Source organism: Dactylosporangium sp. CS-047395, assembly GCF_050942185.1.
Lineage (GTDB): Bacteria > Actinomycetota > Actinomycetes > Mycobacteriales > Micromonosporaceae > Dactylosporangium.
In genome coordinates this window covers 2,603,396-2,621,874 of the sequence record NZ_CP192015.1, presented here as the reverse complement: position 1 = coordinate 2,621,874, position 18,479 = coordinate 2,603,396, and the positions used below count along the sequence as shown (strand labels likewise).

Annotated in this window: 14 protein-coding genes and 1 pseudogene; 10 read left to right on the top strand and 5 right to left on the bottom strand. The window is 71.8% G+C overall.

Going from position 1 to position 18,479, the window contains the following annotated elements:
• Window positions 1–3 precede the first annotated feature (3 nt).
• A complete protein-coding gene (locus ACQP00_RS12225) occupies window positions 4–1,194 on the bottom strand; it encodes an MFS transporter (protein WP_433218350.1) in 1,191 nt (396 codons plus the stop codon).
• 132 nt (window positions 1,195–1,326) lie between these two features.
• On the opposite strand from ACQP00_RS12225, the gene ACQP00_RS12220 reads away from it, so the two are divergent.
• From ACQP00_RS12220 to ACQP00_RS12205, 4 genes and pseudogenes are all read left to right on the top strand, one after another.
• On the top strand, window positions 1,327–2,103 hold the full coding sequence (locus ACQP00_RS12220; RefSeq protein ID WP_433218348.1) for a lytic polysaccharide monooxygenase: 777 nt from the start codon (window positions 1,327–1,329) through the stop codon (window positions 2,101–2,103).
• A complete protein-coding gene (locus ACQP00_RS12215; protein WP_433218346.1) occupies window positions 2,088–2,693 on the top strand; it encodes a DUF305 domain-containing protein in 606 nt (201 codons plus the stop codon). Before ACQP00_RS12220 ends, ACQP00_RS12215 begins: the two co-directional genes overlap by 16 nt.
• 74 nt (window positions 2,694–2,767) lie before the next feature.
• A complete protein-coding gene (locus tag ACQP00_RS12210) occupies window positions 2,768–2,920 on the top strand; it encodes a hypothetical protein (protein WP_433218345.1) in 153 nt (50 codons plus the stop codon).
• A gap of 184 nt (window positions 2,921–3,104) precedes the next feature.
• Window positions 3,105–3,746: pseudogene (locus ACQP00_RS12205) on the top strand (hypothetical protein); the annotation flags it as partial.
• 2,259 nt (window positions 3,747–6,005) lie between these two features.
• Here the strand turns inward: ACQP00_RS12205 and ACQP00_RS12200 are convergent.
• Both ACQP00_RS12200 and ACQP00_RS12195 read right to left on the bottom strand, forming a co-directional pair.
• On the bottom strand, window positions 6,006–6,650 hold the full coding sequence (locus ACQP00_RS12200; RefSeq protein ID WP_433218343.1) for a response regulator transcription factor: 645 nt from the start codon (window positions 6,648–6,650) through the stop codon (window positions 6,006–6,008).
• Entirely contained in the window at window positions 6,641–8,461 is a 1,821-nt protein-coding gene (locus ACQP00_RS12195; RefSeq protein ID WP_433218341.1) for a GAF domain-containing sensor histidine kinase, read from the bottom strand. Before ACQP00_RS12195 ends, ACQP00_RS12200 begins: the two co-directional genes overlap by 10 nt.
• Window positions 8,462–8,569: 108 nt before the next feature.
• Between ACQP00_RS12195 and ACQP00_RS12190 the strand changes: the two genes are divergently transcribed.
• On the top strand, window positions 8,570–9,136 hold the full coding sequence (locus ACQP00_RS12190; protein ID WP_433218339.1) for a hypothetical protein: 567 nt from the start codon (window positions 8,570–8,572) through the stop codon (window positions 9,134–9,136).
• Here the strand turns inward: ACQP00_RS12190 and ACQP00_RS12185 are convergent.
• Both ACQP00_RS12185 and ACQP00_RS12180 read right to left on the bottom strand, forming a co-directional pair.
• Window positions 9,078–10,259: a flavin reductase gene (locus tag ACQP00_RS12185; RefSeq protein WP_433218337.1), complete on the bottom strand. Its 1,182-nt coding sequence runs from the start codon at window positions 10,257–10,259 to the stop codon at window positions 9,078–9,080. The two genes, ACQP00_RS12190 and ACQP00_RS12185, sit on opposite strands and share 59 nt — an antisense overlap.
• Window positions 10,260–10,285: 26 nt before the next feature.
• Window positions 10,286–11,014 (bottom strand): TetR/AcrR family transcriptional regulator, encoded by a 729-nt coding sequence (locus ACQP00_RS12180; RefSeq protein ID WP_433218335.1) that lies wholly within the window; start codon window positions 11,012–11,014, stop codon window positions 10,286–10,288.
• Between the two features lie 308 nt (window positions 11,015–11,322).
• Here ACQP00_RS12180 and ACQP00_RS12175 point away from each other — a divergent pair, with 308 nt between their 5' ends.
• The 5 genes from ACQP00_RS12175 (at window position 11,323) to ACQP00_RS12155 (ending at window position 18,478) form a co-directional block, all read left to right on the top strand.
• Window positions 11,323–12,492: an LLM class flavin-dependent oxidoreductase gene (locus ACQP00_RS12175; RefSeq protein WP_433218333.1), complete on the top strand. Its 1,170-nt coding sequence runs from the start codon at window positions 11,323–11,325 to the stop codon at window positions 12,490–12,492.
• Between the two features lie 78 nt (window positions 12,493–12,570).
• On the top strand, window positions 12,571–13,779 hold the full coding sequence (locus ACQP00_RS12170) for an ABC transporter substrate-binding protein (RefSeq protein ID WP_433218332.1): 1,209 nt from the start codon (window positions 12,571–12,573) through the stop codon (window positions 13,777–13,779).
• Window positions 13,780–14,505 carry an ATP-binding cassette domain-containing protein gene (locus tag ACQP00_RS12165; protein ID WP_433218330.1) on the top strand — a complete coding sequence of 242 codons (726 nt, stop codon included), beginning with the start codon at window positions 13,780–13,782 and terminating at the stop codon, window positions 14,503–14,505.
• A 2-nt stretch (window positions 14,506–14,507) separates the two neighbouring features.
• Window positions 14,508–17,225, top strand: coding sequence for an ABC transporter permease subunit (locus ACQP00_RS12160; RefSeq protein WP_433218328.1), 2,718 nt, complete (start codon window positions 14,508–14,510; stop codon window positions 17,223–17,225).
• A complete protein-coding gene (locus ACQP00_RS12155; protein WP_433218326.1) occupies window positions 17,222–18,478 on the top strand; it encodes an acyl-CoA dehydrogenase family protein in 1,257 nt (418 codons plus the stop codon). Before ACQP00_RS12160 ends, ACQP00_RS12155 begins: the two co-directional genes overlap by 4 nt.
• Window position 18,479: the final 1 nt, after the last annotated feature.

The window sequence follows — 18,479 nt, the reverse complement described above, 5'->3', positions numbered from 1 at the left end:
CTTTCAAACTGCCGCAGTTGTACCGCCTGTGTCTTGAACAAACCCGCCCGGCGCATGGCGGGCGACCGGACGCAGCCAGGGCACGGCGAGCAGGATGACCACCGGCGACAGGATGAAGCCGACCCGGGTCGACGTCACCGCGTTCAGGATCGCCCCGTCCACGGCCGCCCCCGCCGCCGCGCCGACCGAGAACGCGGTCGCCACCCAGGCGAACGCCTCCGCCGCGGTTCCGGCCGGCGCGATGTGGTCCACCGTGAGGAACGCCCCGGCCAGCAGCGGCGGCAGGCACAGCCCGCACAGCACGGCCAGCGGCAGCATCAGTGCGGCGGGCGTGGGGGTGAGCAGGAGCGGGACGTACCCGAGGCCGAGACCCAGACCGAGGAGGGGCAGGCGGCGCGGCTCGATCTTCAGGCGGGTGTTGGCCAGGCCGCCGATGAGCGCCCCGAACGCCTGCGCGGCCAGCAGCCAGCTGGAGAACGAGCGGTGCCCGACGGACTCGGCGTAGTCGAGCATCGCGACCGGCAGCGAGCCGACGCCCGCCCCGATCAGCACGACCGCGGTGAGCAGCAGCCGCAGCGGGCCCGAGCGCAGCGCGCCGGCCCAGTGCCGCTCGGCCCGCTCGCCGCGCCAGCCGCGGACGACCGGCGTGGTGACGAACCACACGGTGCCGAGCAGCTGCAGGGCCGCGGTCGCGTACACCCCGGCCACGCCGCCGCCGAGCGCGACCGCCAGGCCGGCGACCAGCGGGCCGAAGATGAAGATGAGCTCCTGGACCGCGATGTCGAGGGTGTACGCGGTCGGGACCTGGTCCTCGTCGAGCAGGTCCCGCCAGAGCACCCGCAGGCCCGCCTCGAACGGCGGCGCCCCGAGGCCGGCGAACAGGACGGCGATCGCGGCGGCCCAGAGCGGTACACCCTGAACGAGCATCAGGAATCCGAGCGTGGACACGGCGGCGCCACCGAGCAGGACCGGGGGCTGGCGGAAGCGGTCGGCGATGCGGGCCAGGACGGGCCCGCCCACCGCGAGGCCGGCCGTGTAGACGCCGACCAGCAGGCCGGCCGCGCCGATGGAGACGCTCTCGCGCGCGTAGAGCAGCAGGGCCACCGGGGCCGCGCCCAGCGGGAGGCGGCCGACACAGCTGGCGGCCAGGACCCGGGCGACCTGCGCGGCGCGCAGCACGGCGGCGATCGACATGGCCGTGATCATGCCATCCCCCGCCATTAACGACACCATAAAAACGCGTTAGGCCGGATTTGCAAATCGCACGAGGCCTTGTTAAGCGGCGCTCGGATACGTTTTTCGCACCCGAGAGAAATGGTTTCCACAATGCGCAGATCCGTCCTGTACCCGCTGGTCGCCCTCGGTGCCGCCGCCGCTGGGACGCTCATCTACGCCGAGCCCGCCTCGGCCCACGGATACGTCTCCTCACCGCCGAGCCGGCAGGCGCTGTGCGCGCAGGGGAAGGTCGCCGACTGCGGTGCCATCCAGTACGAGCCGCAGAGCGTCGAGGGCCCCAAGGGGCTCAAGAGCTGCGACGGCGGCAACGCCCGGTTCTCCGTGCTCGGCGACGACTCCCGCAACTGGCCGGCGACGTCGGTCGGCACCGCGGTGACGTTCAACTGGGTGCTGACGGCGCGGCACTCGACGAGCACGTGGGAGTACTTCATCGGCGACAAGCGCATCGCCCAGTTCAACGACGGCGGCAAGCAGCCCAACGCCACGGTGTCGCACCAGGTGTCACTGTCCGGCTACTCCGGCCGCCAGAAGATCCTCGCCGTGTGGAACATCGCCGACACGGTGAACGCGTTCTACAACTGCATCGACGTCCAGATCGGCTCCGGCGGCGGCGGCGCGACCCCGACCGCTTCTCCCACCAAGACCGCGACGCCCTCCCCGACGAAGACCACTGCGGCCCCGACGAAGAGCCCGACAAAGGCTCCGCCGACCACCAGCGCACCCAAGTCGGATTGGGCTCCGGACACGCTGTATCACGTCGGCGACGTGGTGACGTACAACGGCAAGCAGTACCAGTGCCGCCAGTCCCACCGCTCGATCTACACCTGGGAGCCGATCTACACCCTCGCGCTGTGGCTCCCGCTGTGAAGCGCGTCCTGATCGCGATCGTCGCGCTGTTCACCCTCGCGGCCTGCGGCCAGGCGGCCGAGCCGGTCCCGCCGCTCACCGCCAGCCAAGGCATCGCCGAGGCGGACGCCGTCACCGCGGCCGGCCCGCACAACGACTTCGACGTGATGTTCCTGCAGATGCTCATCGCCCACCAGCAGCAGGGCCTGCAGATGCTCAAGCTCGGCCAGCAGAAGGGCGTCCGCGAGGAGGTCGTCGACCTGGCCGGCGCGATCGACGTCGTCGAGGCCGAGGAGGTCCGCACCATGCAGCGCTGGTTGCAGGCGTGGAACGTACCGCAGACCGACATCACCGACCCCGCCATCCACGCGGCCCACGGCGGTCAGCCGGCCACCGGTCCGGAGGAGATCAAGGCCCTGCAGGACGCGACCGGCACCGACTTCGAGACGAAGTTCCTCAACCTGCTGATCGCCCACCAGCACAACGCGGTCGAACTGGCCCAGCAGCTCGCCACGCACGGCGCGAACACCACGGTCAAGCAGCTCGCCGAGCGCGTCCAGCTCTCGCGCACCCAGCAGATCAAGCAGATGCTGACCCTCGCCGCCGGATGAGATGTTCCGACCGGCCGGGCCTGGGGAATCACCTCCAGGTCCGGCTTTGTCGTTCTCATCGGAGGTGTACCGCCATGTCGTCGACGGCCACGGAGGCGATCAGCCGCTGCCCGAAGTGCGGCGCCCGCGTCCACGTGAACGCCGGGTCGCCCACACCCGCCCACCAGCCCGACGGCGCCGCCCCCGGCGCGGGCGAGTGCCCGGGCAGCGGCCAGCCCAGCCGCTGATACGCCCGTCGGCGCCTTCCGCTCGCCGGGCGGAAGGCGCCCCGCGTGCACCACTTCGACCGCTACGGCTCGCACACAATCCGGTACTCCGGGTCAGAAAGAGCCGATCGGCCGTTGAGGTCCAACTCGGGCGTCGGTAGGTTGATGCGACTCGCTTCCTGCCGCTCCCGGACGACCGAAGTCGATGGCCCAGTCGCCGTTCACATTCAGGGGCGCCCTCGCCCTGGTCGATCCGCAGCACAGCGTCTCGTCCCGATTGGATCGGCTGCTGGGCGGAGCCCTGTTCGCGGGAGCGGCGGCGGCAGCGATAGCGGGCGGCCCGCCTACCATCGCGGCGACCGGAGCCGCTGCGGCTACCGGCATCGGCCTCTCCGACGTGCTCGGGCTCGTCGACCCGAAGAACGAGGCGACCCGGCTGCTCGCTCCGCTCGTCGACGGCGCGGCGGCTCAGATCCGGGGCCATGCCCAACATGGTCGCCGTGATCTGGTGGCGGCCGCGCATTCGGTAACCGTACTTTCGTCGTTCTTCGACGGCCTGCGCGCCGAACTCGGCCCGGTGTACGAGGCGCTGAAGTTGTCCGAACACGACCGGCGCCGGATCGCAGGCCTGTCCGATCAGTCACCGCAGCGTCGTCAGTTCGTCACCGAGCTCCTGGATTCTGAGATTCCGCTGCCGTCCGGCGAACGCGGTCTGGACGAGATGATCGCCCAAGACCTGCGCCCGTACTTCCACCGGCTCTCGGAGCGTTCCCTGGAAATGTTCTCCGGGCTGGCGATATGGGAGAGCGCGGTGGCCCCCAAGGACCACGCGGCCACCGCCAAGCGCATGACCGATGCCGCCGTGCGCAACTACCAGAACCGGATGCTGACCCTCGGTACCGCTCCACCGTATGCCCTGTGGCTGGTGCTCAACGAGCACACTGCGACGAGGAAGACGACCCAGGCGGTGCTCGATGAGGTCAGAGGGCTGCTGGCGGTCGTTGTCACTGGGGTCCGCGCTCGCCGAAGCAGCTACCGCGAGCAGTTGGCGCTCGCGGCGCGTGAGGTGCTGACCGAGTCGTTGCTTCGCTCGCAGGCGCGGGGCATGGCCGCACCGACGGTGGCCCGCGGCTTCGTCGAGCCTGCGTTTCAGGCGGCGGTCGCACGGGACGACGTCAACGCCGCCGACGAGCAATGGTGGCAGCACGCGGAGACTCGCGACGGGCTCATGGGCTTCCTCGCCGGCTTCCTCGCCGACCCCACCAGCACGCAGCTTTCCCTGCTGCTGCTCGGTCACCCGGGCGCCGGCAAATCTCTGCTGACCGAGGTGCTCGCCGCGCAGCTACCGGCTGATTCGTTCGCGGTGGTGCGGGTGCCGCTCCGGCTCGTCAGCACCGAGTACGACCTCACGATGCAGGTCACAGCGGCGCTGCGCCGCTCGCTGCAGCGCCCCAACGCCGACTTCGAGGCACTCCGCGAGGAATGCGGGCCCTGTGTCGGCTGCGAGACAGCGGGAATCGGCGCCGCGTGCCGGCATCGGTGCCGGATGGTCCTGCTACTCGATGGTTTCGACGAGCTGATGCAAGCGACCGGCCCGACGCACTCGGGCTATCTGACGCGGATCGCGGACTTCCAGAAGCGTGCGCGGACCATTGGGCAGCCGACTGCGGTCATCGTCACGTCGCGGACAGTTGTGGCCGACCGGGCCGAAATCCCGAACGGTGCCATGCTCGTCAAGCTTTGCGACTTCGACGACCAGCGGATCGGCATCTGGCTGGATGCGTGGAACGAGGCCCACACGACGTCGCCAGGCTTCCAACCGCTGTCGCCGGCCGACCTGCTCGACACGGGCGCGGTGGCGGAGCTGGCCCGCCAGCCCTTGCTGCTGCTGATGCTGGCCGTCTACCTCGCGGAAACCGGGTCATCGGGTTTCGCGGGTGAGCGCCTGTCCCGGGCCGTGCTGTACCGCAGGATCTTCGATCGCTTCATCCAGCGCCAGACAGCACTCAGCCCCGTAGACCGGCGGACCGGCGAGCTGGAACCGCTCCGCGAGTCGCATCGCGTCCTCAGTGAGTTCCTGTTCATCCACAATGCCAAGGCCGACCGGGAACGACGCGGGACGTACGAGTTTCTCCACGCCACCTTCGGTGAATTCCTCATCGCTGAGTTCACTGTCCAGCGCCTCGATCTGCTGGCCAAGCATCGCGAACTGGAGGCGCAACAACCGGGGCTCGCCCGGATGGACGCTGACGATGTGCTGCTCCGGGCGATGTTGTCGCACATGCCGATCAGCGTGCGGCTTCCGATTCTCACCTTCGCCGAGGAACTGGCGCGTGACCTGCCGAACCGGCACTCCATCGGCGGGACGACCATGCATCTTGCCCGCCTGGCCCGGACGCAGCCCGACGTCGCGCCGGGACGCTACGCCCCGGTTCCATACAACCCGGCACGGCGCCGAGCGGCCTACCTCGCCAACCTGGTTCTGCTCAGTCTCGTGCTGGGCGACGGGCCGATACCGGTCACGTCGCTCGTCGATGAGCCGGCCTCGATGGCAACGGCCGCGTGGCAGCAGGTCGTCGGACTGTGGCGGGCCGGCCTGGACCGGGCAAGCTGGGCGACCGTCGTGCAGTATCTCTCGCTGCGAAACGACGGCGATCTCGGCGCCGCCCGAGTCGTTCGATGCGACCGCAACGGCGTGGCGGCCGATCGCCGCAGCGCTGTCGGTCGACGCCCGGAACATGCCGATCGATCCGCTGGAAACTCTGCTACGCAAGGCTCTCGCGACCAGGATGATCGGGATCGAGGCCGGGCTCGTCGTGGCGGTTGCGGTACAGCCCGGCCTCGCCCGGACCGTTCCCGGACTTGTCGCGGCGCTCGGCCGGGACGGAACCCAGTCAGACGTCATTGCCACAGTGATCGTGTCGCTGTGGTCGGCCCTCAGTGCGATCGGCCCGCTCGATGCCACGTTCGCGGTCGAATTTGTCGGTGGATCGCATTCCTCCAGGTTCGCCGCCGCGTACCTCGTTGCCCGCAACGCGCGGCCGGAACTCGGCGAGGATCCGATCGAGGCGCTGCGCCGGTACTCGGCCGCGGAAGCGTCGCAACTCTAGGCCCGAAGAAACGCGAGCACCGCTCTCACCCGGCGGTGCTCGCGGTCGTCGGGCGCCAGGTCCAGCTTGAGGAAGATCGCCCGGACGTGGGCCTCGACGGTTTTCAGGGCCAGGTGCAGCTCGGCCGCCACCGCCGCGTTCGACAGGCCCTGCGCCATCAGGGCGAGCACCGCACGCTCACGCTCGGTGAGCGCCTGCAGCGGATCGTGTGAGCGGCGCCGGGCGACCAGGCGGGTCACGAGCTCGGGGTCGATGACCGTCTCGCCCGCGGCGACCTTGCGGATGTCGGCGCCGAACGCGGCCAGGTCGGAGACGCGGTCCTTGAGCAGGTAGCCGACGCCGCCGTCGAAGTCGGTGAGCAGGCGCAGGGCGTGGTGCACCTCGACGTACTGCGACAACAACATCAAGCCGACCCGCGGGGCGAACGCGCGGATGGCGGCGGCGGCCACGATGCCCTCGGCGGAGTACGACGGCGGCATGCGCAGGTCGAGGACCGCCGCGTCCGGTGGATCCGCGCGCACGTGGCGGAGGAGTTCGGCGCCGTCCGCGGCCACGGCGGTCACCGCGAAGCCGGCCTCGGTGAGGATGCGGGCCATGCCCTCGCGGAAGAGCAGGCCGTCGTCGGCGAGCATCACGCGCACGGGATCACCGTGCGCAGGGTCGTGCCGGCGGGCGTGCTGTCGACGGTGAGCCGGGCGCCGAGCATGGTCAGCCGGTCGGCCAGCCCCTCCAGGCCGCCGCCCGGGGCCACCGCCGCGCCGCCCGTGCCGTTGTCGCACACCGACAGCGCGAGCCCATCGGCGGACAGCGTGCAGCCCACCTCGACCAGCGTCGCGCCCGAGTGCTTGGCCGCGTTGGTCAGGGCCTCGCTGACGAGGAAGTAGGCGGTCGACTCGACCCCGGCGGGCGGGCGGCGATCCACCCGCACCTGGACCCGCACCGGGATCGCCGAGCGGTCGGCCAGGAACTCCAGCGCGGCCTCCAGGCCGTCCTGGGTCAGCACCGCCGGGTGGATGCCGCGGGCCGTCTCGCGCAGCTCGGCCGTGGCCCGCAGCAGCTCGGCGCGGACCGCCTCAGCCCGCGCGGCCAGGTCGGGGTGATCGGTGGCCAGCCGGATCAGCCCGCCGAGCTCCAGGCCAACGGTGACGAGCCGCTGCTGGGCGCCGTCGTGCAGGTCGCGCTCCAGCCGCCGCCGGGCCTCGTCGCCCGCCGCGACCAGGCGCTGGGCGCTCGCCTGCAGGGCCAGGATGAGCCCGGCCTGCGCGGCCAGGTCGGTCACCAGCCGCCGCTCCGCCGCCGTCAGGTTGTCCGCCCTGTGTACCGCGAGCATCCCCAGCGTCTGCCCATTGTGGACGATCGGGACGCCCGGTCCGGCGTCCGGCGGCAGGAGTACGACCTCGCGCGCGCCCACCGCGTCGGCGATGGTGGCGCACAGGGCCGCCGCGCTCGACGACGCCGACATGCGCGCGAGCGACTCGTACGGGGTGACGCGGTGCCCGTACACGAGGCGATCGGCCCAGCGCTGGGCCCACCGGCGGACCGGTTCGAAGGCGACCGCCACCACGGCCACGGCCAGCAGGGCGAGCACCGTCTGCCGGCCGCTCAGGACGGTGCCGATGCCCACCACGATCGCCGCGTAGCCGGCCGTGACCAGGCCGGCGAGGACCCCGAAGACCAGGGCCTTGTTGATGACCGGGTCGAGGTCGTAGAGGCGGTGGCGCAGGATGGCGGCCCCGGCGGCCACCGGCACCAGCGCGGCCAGCAGCGTGCCGGGGACCGGCGTATGCCAGCCGGCGAAGCCGATCACCATGCCGAGCGCGGTCAGGGTGACCACCGCCACGAAGCCGCGGAGCTGCCGGGCCTCGTCGCCGCGGGCCCGCCGCAGCCGCAGCACCACGCAGACCGCCCAGACGAGCTGGATCGCCGGATACAGCACCGCCCGCCCGACGGGGTAGAGCGACTCGGCCACCGCGCGCCCCGGCAGATCGAGGGGATGACTGTTCAAACCGATCCGGGTGTACTCCACGGGCCACAGCGCAGACACGCCCGCCAGGATGACGGCGCACGCCGCGAGCGCGCCCACGATCGGCCGCCAGACCCGCCCCGGCAGGCGGCCGTCGGGGAAGCCCATGATGGTGACGCCGACGAGCACCAGGACGAGCGGCAGCGGCCACACCCCGATCCAGCCGGCCCAGGCCGCGCCGGGCAGCGCGGGCGCGTGCAGGCCGTACTGGCGCCCGGAGTACATGACGGCGTGCGCGAGCCCGGTGGCCACGAACAGCCATCCCTCGCGGTGCCCGGGGAGGCGCCGCACGACGTACAGCCCGACCGCCGTGAACGACACGGCGAGCAGCCCGTTGTGCAGGTTGCCCAGGTGGAAGCCGAGCACCGCCGCGCCGGCCACCAGCAGCGCGGCGGCCGATCCGGTCGCCACCGCGAGCACTCGGGCCATCCGGTCATGCTCGCATCGCAGACCGGGCCGCCGGAACAGTGCAGACCCTCGAACGAACGGCGGGTCTGCCCCGATGTACAGCAGCACGGGAACAGCGACCGTGAAGGCATGACTCCCACGGATCGCGTGCTCAACGCCTCGCTGTACTTCGCGCCGGTGCTGTACCTCCTGGCGGACGTCCTCTACGCACTCAACGGATGGTCCGATCCCACCGCCGGCGCGGTCCACGTGGTCGCCGCGACCGCCTACGGCTTCCTACTGGTCCGCGCGCTCGCCTGGACCGGCGGGCGCACGGAGGCCGCCCTGCTGGTGGTAGGGATGCTGGGGCTGGCCGGCAACGTCGGGTACGGCTTCAACACCATCCACGTCTCGCTCGGCGACACCGACCTCGTCGACGCCACGGGCGCGGCCACCATCATCAAGCCGCTCGGCCTGTTGTTCCCGCTGACCCTGCTGATCATCGCCTGGGTGCTGCGCCGGCGGCCGGTCGCGGCGGCGCTGATCGGGGTGGCCGGGCTGGCCTGGCCGGTCGCGCACATCGCCGACATCGCCTGGCTGGCCGTCCTGGTGAACGTGCTCCTGGTGGCCGGCTTCGCGCTGTGCGCCACGCGAGGGGTCAGTCGCGCCGTGGCGCCTGTCCCAGCGACCGCGTCGCCTTCGCCGCGCACACCGTGACCGCGTCGATCGCCGCGCGCACGACGTCGGGCCGGGCCTTGAAGCCGAACACGGTCAGGGCCAGCACCGGCTGCCCGCCGTCGTCGAAGACCGGGGCGGAGACGACCCGGGCCTGGGCCAGCACCTCGTCGGTGAGCTCGGCCGGCTCGTAGTCGAGCGAGGCCACCAGCGCGTCGAGCTCCTCGTTGGGCACCGTGCCCGGCTCGGCGGCCAGGCGTTCGAGGGCCGCGGCGAAGCGGCGGTGGCCCTCGCTGCCCAAGCCGATGGAGAAGCCGCGCTCGCGGATCCGGGCCAGGGCCTGGATCTCGGGCTCCTGCGAGTCCGGCGTGAACTTGGCCACCCACGCCGCCTGCTCGGCCGGGGGCGCCCAGGCTTCGAAGATCGAGGGGCCGTGCGGGCGGAACGGCAGCCGCTGCCCGACGAGCGTGGTGGGGCGGTCGGAGGCCGACGCCGACGGCGGGTCGAGCTGGCCGACCACCACGACGCTCTCGCTCACCGGCGCCGTCACCAGGCAGCGCAGGCCCTGGTCGGGCAGCTCCTGGGCGATCGCGCGAATGAGTTCGAAGTGCCGCAGCGGGCGGGTCAGGCGCATCTCCGGGTCGTAGGCGGTCAGGGTCAGCGGGGCGAAGCTGCCGTACCCGCTGCGGAAGAACAACAGCGGCAGCTCGCTGCTCGCGGTGTCCAGGTGCCGCACCTCGGCCAGGGCGATCTTGTGGTCGCCGGCGTCGTGCACGGCGACCGGGACGCAGTCGATCCAGGCCACCGCGCCCTCGATGATCGGGGCGCCGGACGGGGCCGGGCGCCAGGGCACGCCGTCGAACCGTTCGGCCAGCGGGGCGGTCGCGATCCGGCGGCACACGTCGGACTGGTGGGCGGCCAGGATGTTGACGCACCAGTTGCCGGCCGCGCGCAGGTGCGGCCAGGTCTCCGAGGTGACGCTCGGGTAGAACCCGACCAGCGGCGGGTGCAGCGACACCGACGAGAACGAGCCGACCACCATGCCGATCGGCGGGCCGTCCTCGGGCTGGGCGGTGATGACGCAGACGCCGGTGGGGTACTGCCCGAGCACGTGGCGGAACCAGGCGGGATCGCCAGCCGGCCGCTCGGCGGTGGGAAGCGACATGGCCGTCCTTTCGATGAGCGGGAGCCTCAGCCGTCGGCGGGCCGCAGTTCGCGGTCCTCGCGCAGGCCGATCGCGTCCGCCCACAAGGTGGTCAGGTGGTCGATCACGCCCTCGGGGTCCAGGGGCGGGTCGGGCGGGTCGGCGACGAAGGCGTCGTAGCAGTACGCGCTGACCATGAGACTCATCGCGCGGGCCGTCTCCTCCGGGTCGAGCCCGGGCCGCACGTGCCCGCTCTTCATGCCGCGGGCCAGCGAGCGGGCGAAGGAGTGCCGGAAGTTGCCGACCCACTCCCGGCGCAGCTCGGCCAGCCGGGCGTCGCTGTGGCTGGCGGTCTCCCAGAGGCTGAAGAAGTCGCGGTTCTCCCACTGCGTGGTGACGATCGCGCTGATCGCCCGGCGCAGGCCGAGCCGTCCGGTGGCGGCGTCCCAGAAGTCGGCGCCGAGGTTGAGCATCCGCAGGGCGCTCTCGCCGGCGAGGGTGGCCACGATGTCGTCGCGGTCGGCGAAATACTGGTAGACGGTCCCCAGGCTCACGCCCGACTGCTGGGCGATGTCGCCGAGCGAGACGTTCGCGTAGCCGTCCCGGGCGAAGAGCTGCTCGGCCACGTCGAGCAGCTTCTTGCGGGTGCGCATGGCGCGCGGCCCGACCGGCGTCTCCCGCCCGTCCTGGCGCCGCACCGCCCCGCGCAAATCAGCGGCGACCCGCTCGAGGCGCCGGCTGCGCGCCGCATCCGGCTCCTCGGAAACCTCCGGCATGTCGCCCCCTTTCGATGCCGAGTGAACGCCGGTGAACCATAGCGCCATCCTGTGGCGTACGCCACCCTGAATCTGAATAGATTCAGGTAAGCCTCTCGACGCTTCCAAGCCGCCCAGTGGGGCAAGATCCGGGCATTTCCGCTGAAGCGCACGCGGCGGGACACCGCTGAACCGGATTGCGAACGTCTCTTGCGTTCGCCGAGTTTCTGAGTAGATTCAGCAATCACTTACCTGAGACCGGCGTCACATGTGCGCGGGTCGGCCCTTCTCCGCTCTCGATCGACACCCGCTTCTGAGGGGATCTCTCCATGGCTCGTCCGGCGCCCATGACCTTCGGTGTGTTCATCGCCCCGTTCCACGCGAACAACGACAGTCCGACGCTCAGCCTGCGCCACGACCTGGCACTCATCGAGCTCGCCGACAAGCTCGGCTACGACGAGGCCTGGGTCGGCGAGCACCACTCCACCGGCGTGGAACGGATCGCCGACCCGTTCATGGCCCTGTCGGCGGCGGCCGTGCGCACCTCGCGGATCCGGCTCGGCACGGGCGTGGTCAGCCTCCCGTACCACCACCCGCTCCTGGTCGCCGACCGCACCGTGCTGCTGGACCACCTCAGCTACGGCCGCGCGATGCTCGGCGTCGGACCGGGCGCGCTCATCTCCGACGCCGACATGATGGGCATCGCGCCGGTGACCCAGCGGTCCCGGATGAACGAGGCCCTCGACGTCATCATCAAGCTGCTCGACGGCGAGGTGGTCTCCGCGTCCACCGAGTGGTTCGAGCTGCGCGAGGCCCAGCTGGCCTTCCTGCCGGTCAACCCCAACGGCGTGCCGATCGCGGTGGCCAGCACCACCTCACCCTCGGGCGTGACCACGGCCGGCAAGCACGGCGTCGGCGTCCTGTCGCTGTCGGCCGGGTTCATCGGCGGCAAGAAGGACATGCGCGCCCAGTGGGAGATCGCCGAGCAGGCGGCCAAGGACGCCGGCACGACGATCAGCCGCGCCGAGTGGCGCATGGTCGTGCGGGTCCACCTGGACCTGGACCGCGAACAGGCCATCCGCGACGTCGAGAAGGGCCGCGAGCAGGAGCGGCAGGACTACTTCAAGCCGGTGCTCGGCCTGGAGAACGACTACACGCTGGCCGACGAGATCGCCGACGACAGCTCCATCATCGGCACGCCCGACGACGCCATCGCGGCCATCGAGCGGATGCTCGAGCAGACCGGCGGCTTCGGCGGATTCATGATCATGACGCACGACTGGGCCCCGCGCGAGAAGGCCCTGACCAGCCTCGAACTCTTCGCCCGCTACGTCATGCCGCACTTCCAGGGCACGCTCGGGGCCGCCCAGCGCTCCGCCCGCGTGGTCACCGAGAAGCGACCGTCCTACAAGCCGCTGGCCCAGGCCGCGATCTCCAAGGCGTACTCCGACTCGGGCCGCGAACTGCCCGCCGGCGTGAACATCCAGAGCCTGCGCTGACCTGGTCCCGGGCTGGACACCCCTCCATGCGGAGCCCCCTCAGCGCATAGACGGCCAGGAATATCCGAAAGGACCGACATGCACCTCCCCGCACCCCGCCATGTCCTCGTCCCCTTAGCCATCCTCGCGCTCGCGGCCGGCGTCGCCGGCTGCCGCGGCGAGGACCAACCGAGCACCGCCGCCAGCAACAGCGGGCCGATCAAGATCATGCAGATCGGTACCTTCGAGAGCCCCAACCTGTCGCTCAAGGACGCCAAGGCCGGTCTCGACGCGCACGTGCAGTCGATCAACGCCGCCGGCGGCATCGACGGCCGGAAGATCGAGGTGACGTTCTGCAACGACGCCTACAACGCCAACACCGGCGCCGCCTGCGCCCGTCAGGCGGTCAGTGACGGCGTCGTGGCGGTCGTCGGCGCGGCCAGCTCGCAGGCCCCGGCCGAGCTGCCGGTGCTCGAGGCGGCCGGCATCCCGTGGCTGGCCGGCGCCGGCTCGGGCGGCCCGACCGAGGGCACCAGCAAGGTCTCCTACCCGATCACCGGCGGCACCCAGTCGATGCAGGTCGGCCTGGGCCGGCTGCTGGCCAACAAGGGCGGCAAGAACATCGCGGTCATCGTGGCCGACGCGGCCGCCGCCTACGCCGCCGCCGACGACATCGCCAACGGTGCCAAGGCGGGCGGTGCCCAGTCGTACCGCATCCTGGCCCCGCTCGGCGCACCCGACTTCAGCGCCGTCGCCTCCTCCGCCCTGGCCAAGACCCCGGACGCGATCGCCGTGGCCTCCACCGCGACCGACGCGCCGCGGATCATCCGGGCCGTGCGGCAGGCCGGCTTCAAGGGCAACATCGCAACCCTGGCGAACATCTTCAAGCCCGCCGATCAGAAGGCCCTCGGCGACCTCGCCAACAACGTGTTCATCACCTCGTCCGCGGTACCCGTGACCAACACCGCGATCCCGCAGGTCAAGCAGTTCCTCGACGACATGGCCAAGTACCACCCCGAGGCCGTGACCGACAACGGCTCGCTGGGCACCTGGAGCTCGATCACGTTCCTGGTCGAGATCGTCAAGCGGCTCGGCGGCAACGTCTCGGCCGCCGCGATCACCGGGCTGCTGGACAAGCTCGACAAGCCCATCGTGCTGGGCACCGTGCCCGACTACGCCGGCATCCCGAACCCGCCGGTCGTCGCGACCTACCCGCGGGTGCCGACGTTCAAGGTGTACGTGTCCGAGGCGACGGGCGGCACGCTCAAGCAGGACGGCGACGCGATCGACCCGCTGGGCACCAAGTAGATGAGCTCGGCGGCAGTGGTGGATGAGGATGCTCCGGTCCTCGAGCTGCGCGGGCTCAGCGCGGGCTACGACGACCTGGCCGTGGTGCGCGACGTCGACCTCAAGGTGATGCGCGGCGAGATCGTCGCGCTCCTCGGGGCCAACGGGACGGGCAAGTCGACGACGATCCTCACCGCGGCCGGCGAACTGCCGCCGATCGGGGGCGAGGTCCGGTGGCGCGGGGCGGTCACGACGGCCCCGCTCCACGTCCGCGCGCGCATGGGCATGAGCTTCGTACCCGAGGAGCGCTCCGTGCTCATGGGCATGTCCGTGCGCGACAACCTGCTGCTCGGACCGGGTCGCATCGAGCGGGCGCTGGAGCTCTTCCCCGAGCTCGAACCGCTGCTCGCGACCCGGGCCGGGCTGCTGTCCGGCGGCGAGCAGCAGATGCTCGCGCTGGCCCGGGCGCTGGCCGCGAACCCGGTCGCGCTGCTGCTCGACGAGCTTTCCCTCGGCCTCGCGCCGCTCGTGGTCGACCGGCTGTTCGCCGCGCTGCGGCGGGCGGCCGACGACGACGGGGTGGCCGTGCTGCTGGTCGAGCAGCAGGCCCGCCGGGCCATGGCGGTCGCCGACCGCTGGTACCTGCTGCGGCGCGGGGCCGTCGCGGCCGCCGGGGACGCGGCCGACGGCATCGCCGCCGTGGAGTCCCTCTACCTCGGTGACGCCACCGCGACCGGAACGGAGTGATCGTGGAAGTCGTCCAGTTCCTCCTGCTCGGCCTGGGCATCGGCGCGATCTACAGCCTCCTCTCGCAGGGGCTCGTGCTGATCTACCGGGGCTCCGGGATCGTGAACTTCGCCCAGGGCTCGCTCGTGATGGTCGGCGGCTACGCGTACTACGAGTTCCGGGTGGCCGCCGGCTGGCCCGCCGTCCCCGCCGTCCTCGCCGCGACCGCGGTCGGCGTGCTGCTCGGCGTGGCCGTGCAGTACCTGATCCTGCGGCCGATGCGCACCTCCTCGCCGATCGAGCGGGTCATCGCGACCCTCGGCGTCCTGCTGACCCTGCAGGCCGTGGCCGTACTGCGCTACGGCGTCGGACCGATCAGCGTGCCCGGGTTCCTGCCCACCGACGCGGTGGAGCCGCTGCCCGGCGCGACCCTCGGCGTCGACCGGATCATCATCCTGGCGATCGGGGCCGTGCTCGCCACGGCGCTGTACGCGGTCTTCCGCTGGACGTCGTTCGGCCGGGTGGCGAGCGCGATGGCCGAGAACCAGCGGGCGGTCGCCAGCCTGGGCCACTCGCCGGACCGGATCGCGATCGCCAACTGGGCCCTCGCCGCCGGCATCGCGGCCCTGGCCGGCACGCTGATCGGCCCGATCACCTACCTGCAGCCGACCCAGCTGACCCTGCTCATCGTGCCGGCCCTGGCGGCCGCGCTGCTCGCCCGGTTCGTCTCGTTCCCGATCGCCTTCGCCGGCGCCCTGGGCATCGGCGTCGTGCAGTCCCTGATCACCCGCTACGTCACGGTGACGGGCTGGGGCGACAGTGTGCCCTTCATCGTCATCGTCGCTTATCTGGTACTGCGCGGAAGCTCGCTCCCCCTGCGCAGTCACGTGCTGGAGCGCCTGCCCAGCGTGGGCGACGGGAAGATCCGGGTCATCCCGACGATCGTGGTGGTGGGCGTGTTCGCGTTCCTCATCGCGTTCGTGGTCTCGCCGGTGTGGGCGCAGGCGCTGACCGTCACCATGGCGTTCGCGATCCTCACGCTGTCGGTCACGGTGGTCACCGGGTACGCCGGGCAGCTCTCCCTGGCCCAGTACGTGCTCGCCGGGTCGGGCGCCTTCGCCGCGGCGACCTTCGTGTCCCGGGCCGGCTGGAGCTTCCTGCCGGCGCTGATCGGCGCGATGGTGGCCGCCGCGCTCGTCGGCGTGCTTGTGGCGCTGCCGGCCCTGCGCACCCGGGGCATCAACCTCGCCATCGCCACCCTGGGCATGGGCATCGTGCTGTTCAGCCTGGTGCTCAGCGACTTCAAGTTCACCGGCGGCGACGTCGGCATCCTGATCGGCGAGCCGTCGATCTTCGGCTGGGACTTCGGCGCGATCAAGCACCCGTACAACTACGGGCTCGTGACCCTCGCCGCGCTGACCCTCAGCGCGCTGGCCGTGGCCAACCTGCGCCGCGGCCGGGTCGGGCGGCGGCTGCTCGCGGTGCGCTCCAACGAGCGGGCGGCGGCGGCCCTCGGCGTCAACGTGCTCGTCGGCAAGCTCTACGCGTTCGCGGTCGCCTCGGCGCTCGCCGCGCTCGCCGGGGTGCTGCTGGCCTTCCAGGGCGTCGCGGTCCTCCCGGCCCAGTTCGACGTGCTCACCTCGATCACCGTCATCGGCATGGCGGTCGTCGGCGGCATCGGCACGATCGGCGGCGCGGTGTTCGCCTCCACCCTGCTGCCCGGCGGGGTCGGCACCCAGATCCTGCACGGCGTGGACAACCTGGAGAGTTACCTGCCACTGGTCAGCGGCCTGTTCCTGTTGTACGTGCTGCGAAGCGGGCGCAACGGCCTGTACGAGATGAACGCCCATCTCGTGCGCCGCATCGGGCGGCTCGTGCGCATCCCGGCCCGGCCGAAGCACCCGCGGCCCGTCGAACCGGCGGTGACCGATGCCCCGGCGCACGACCGCCGGCCCTCGCGGACGCTGCACGTCGACGGCCTGCGGGTGCAGTTCGGCGGGGTGGTCGCGGTCGACGACGTCTCGCTGGAGCTGGTCCCCGGCGAGGTGCACGGCCTGATCGGCCCGAACGGCGCCGGCAAGACGACGGTGATCGACGCGCTGACCGGGTTCGTCCGGCCCGCCCGCGGCGCCATCCGGCTCGACGACACCTCGATCGCACCGTGGAGCGCGCGGCGGCGGGCCCGGGCCGGGATGGCGCGCTCGTTCCAGTCCCTGGAGCTGTTCGCCGACCTGTCGGTGCGCGAGAACCTCGCGGTCGCGTGCGACGACGACGGCGCCCGCCGCTACCTCAGCGACCTCGTGGTGCCGGGCCGCATCCAGCTGACCCCGCCGGCCCTCGCCGCCATCCGGGAGTTCCGGCTGGAGGACGACCTCGACCGCAAGCCGGGCGAGCTCGCGTTCGGCAAGCGGCGCCTGGTCGCCATCGCCCGCGCGGTGGCCGCCGACCCGCGGGTGCTGCTGCTGGACGAGCCGGCCGCCGGGCTCAGCGACGAGGAGTCCCGCGAGCTCGGCACCCTCATCCGGACGCTGGCCCGGGACTGGGACATGAGCATCCTGCTCGTCGAGCACAACGTCGACCTGGTGCTCAGCACCTGCGACCGGGTCACCGTCCTGGAGGCCGGAGCGGTGCTGGCCCGCGGCACACCGCAGGAGATCGCCCGCGACCCCCGCGTCGTCTCGGCCTACCTGGGCCGCGAGGCCGAGGAGACCGAAGCGGACGACGACAGCGCCCGCGTATGAACACCGAACCAGCGCACAACCCGCAGGAGGATCCGATGACCACGCCGACGACGCGCGAATCCGTGGCCGCCGAAGCGCACGCGTTCTTCTCGGCCCGGGCCCGGCGGCGCGAGCGGCGCGGCATGCTGCACGGCGTCGGGGACGACGACGTGGTCGGCGTCGGGCTCACCCAGCCGGACGCCGAGGCCGAGGAGGTCGCCCGGGCCCAGCGGTGGCAGCGGGAGCTGTTCGACGCCGGGCTGGCCTGGCTCGACGGCCCGCAGAGCCTGGGCGGGCGCGGGCTCGACCACGAGTACGTGGAGCTGGTCGCCGGCATCGCCGCCGAGTACGAGGTGCCCTCCACCTCGACCTACATGGTCAGCCACGGGATCGTCGCGCCGACCATCCGGGCCCACGGCACCGAGGAGCAGCAGCGGCAGTTCCTGCCCGGCATCTGGCGCGGCGACCTGATCTGCTGCCAGCTCTTCTCCGAGCCGGAGGCCGGCTCCGACCTGGCCAGCCTGCGCACCACCGCGGTCCGCGACGGCGACGACTGGATCGTCACCGGGCAGAAGGTCTGGTCGTCCTTCGCGCACGTGGCCCAGCTCGGCGAGCTGCTGGTGCGCACCGGGCCGCCCGAGAGCCGGCACCGGGGCCTGAGCGTGTTCCTCATCGACATGGACTCCCCCGGCATCGACGTGCGGCCGCTGCGCCAGGTGACCGGCTCCGAGCACTTCAACGAGGTGTTCCTCGACGGTGTACGGGTGCCCGACTCCCGCCGCCTCGGCCCGGTCAACGGCGGCTGGAACATCGCGATGACCACGGTCGGCAGCGAGCGCTCGGTGCTCGGCCGGGCCCACAACGGCATCATGATCGAGCCGGTCATCCGGCTGTTCGCGCTGGCCCGCTCGACCGGCGCGATCGAGGACCCGGCCATCCAGGACCTGCTGGCCGAGTGCTGGGCCCGCGAGCAGGTGCTGCACGAGACGGCGACCCGCCTGCGCGACGCCGGCGGGCCCGCACCGGGCTCGGTGGTCAAGCTCATGACGACCTCGGACATGGAGTACTACTCCGACGTCGCCGCCCGCCTGCTCGGCTACCGGATGGTCGCCGACACCGGCGCGTGGGGCACGTACTCGTGGTCGCAGCTGCTGCTCAGCGCCCCGTCGCACCGCATCGCCGGCGGCAGCGACGAGATCCAGCGCAACATCCTCGCCGAGCGCGTGCTCGGCCTACCCCGCGAAGAGCGCCCGGCCGTCGAGAAGAGTGCCTGAC

Bases quoted from the DNA above. Each gene is read 5' to 3' on its own strand.
- ACQP00_RS12225 (WP_433218350.1), bottom strand. From the start codon at position 1,194: ATGTCGATCGCCGCCGTGCTGCGCGCCGCGCAGGTCGCCCGGGTCCTG.
- ACQP00_RS12220 (WP_433218348.1), top strand. From the start codon at position 1,327: ATGCGCAGATCCGTCCTGTACCCGCTGGTCGCCCTCGGTGCCGCCGCC.
- ACQP00_RS12210 (WP_433218345.1), top strand. From the start codon at position 2,768: ATGTCGTCGACGGCCACGGAGGCGATCAGCCGCTGCCCGAAGTGCGGC.
- ACQP00_RS12195 (WP_433218341.1), bottom strand. From the start codon at position 8,461: ATGGCCCGAGTGCTCGCGGTGGCGACCGGATCGGCCGCCGCGCTGCTG.
- ACQP00_RS12190 (WP_433218339.1), top strand. From the start codon at position 8,570: ATGACTCCCACGGATCGCGTGCTCAACGCCTCGCTGTACTTCGCGCCG.
- ACQP00_RS12185 (WP_433218337.1), bottom strand. From the start codon at position 10,259: ATGTCGCTTCCCACCGCCGAGCGGCCGGCTGGCGATCCCGCCTGGTTC.
- ACQP00_RS12180 (WP_433218335.1), bottom strand. From the start codon at position 11,014: ATGCCGGAGGTTTCCGAGGAGCCGGATGCGGCGCGCAGCCGGCGCCTC.
- ACQP00_RS12175 (WP_433218333.1), top strand. From the start codon at position 11,323: ATGGCTCGTCCGGCGCCCATGACCTTCGGTGTGTTCATCGCCCCGTTC.
- ACQP00_RS12170 (WP_433218332.1), top strand. From the start codon at position 12,571: ATGCACCTCCCCGCACCCCGCCATGTCCTCGTCCCCTTAGCCATCCTC.
- ACQP00_RS12165 (WP_433218330.1), top strand. From the start codon at position 13,780: ATGAGCTCGGCGGCAGTGGTGGATGAGGATGCTCCGGTCCTCGAGCTG.
- ACQP00_RS12155 (WP_433218326.1), top strand. From the start codon at position 17,222: ATGAACACCGAACCAGCGCACAACCCGCAGGAGGATCCGATGACCACG.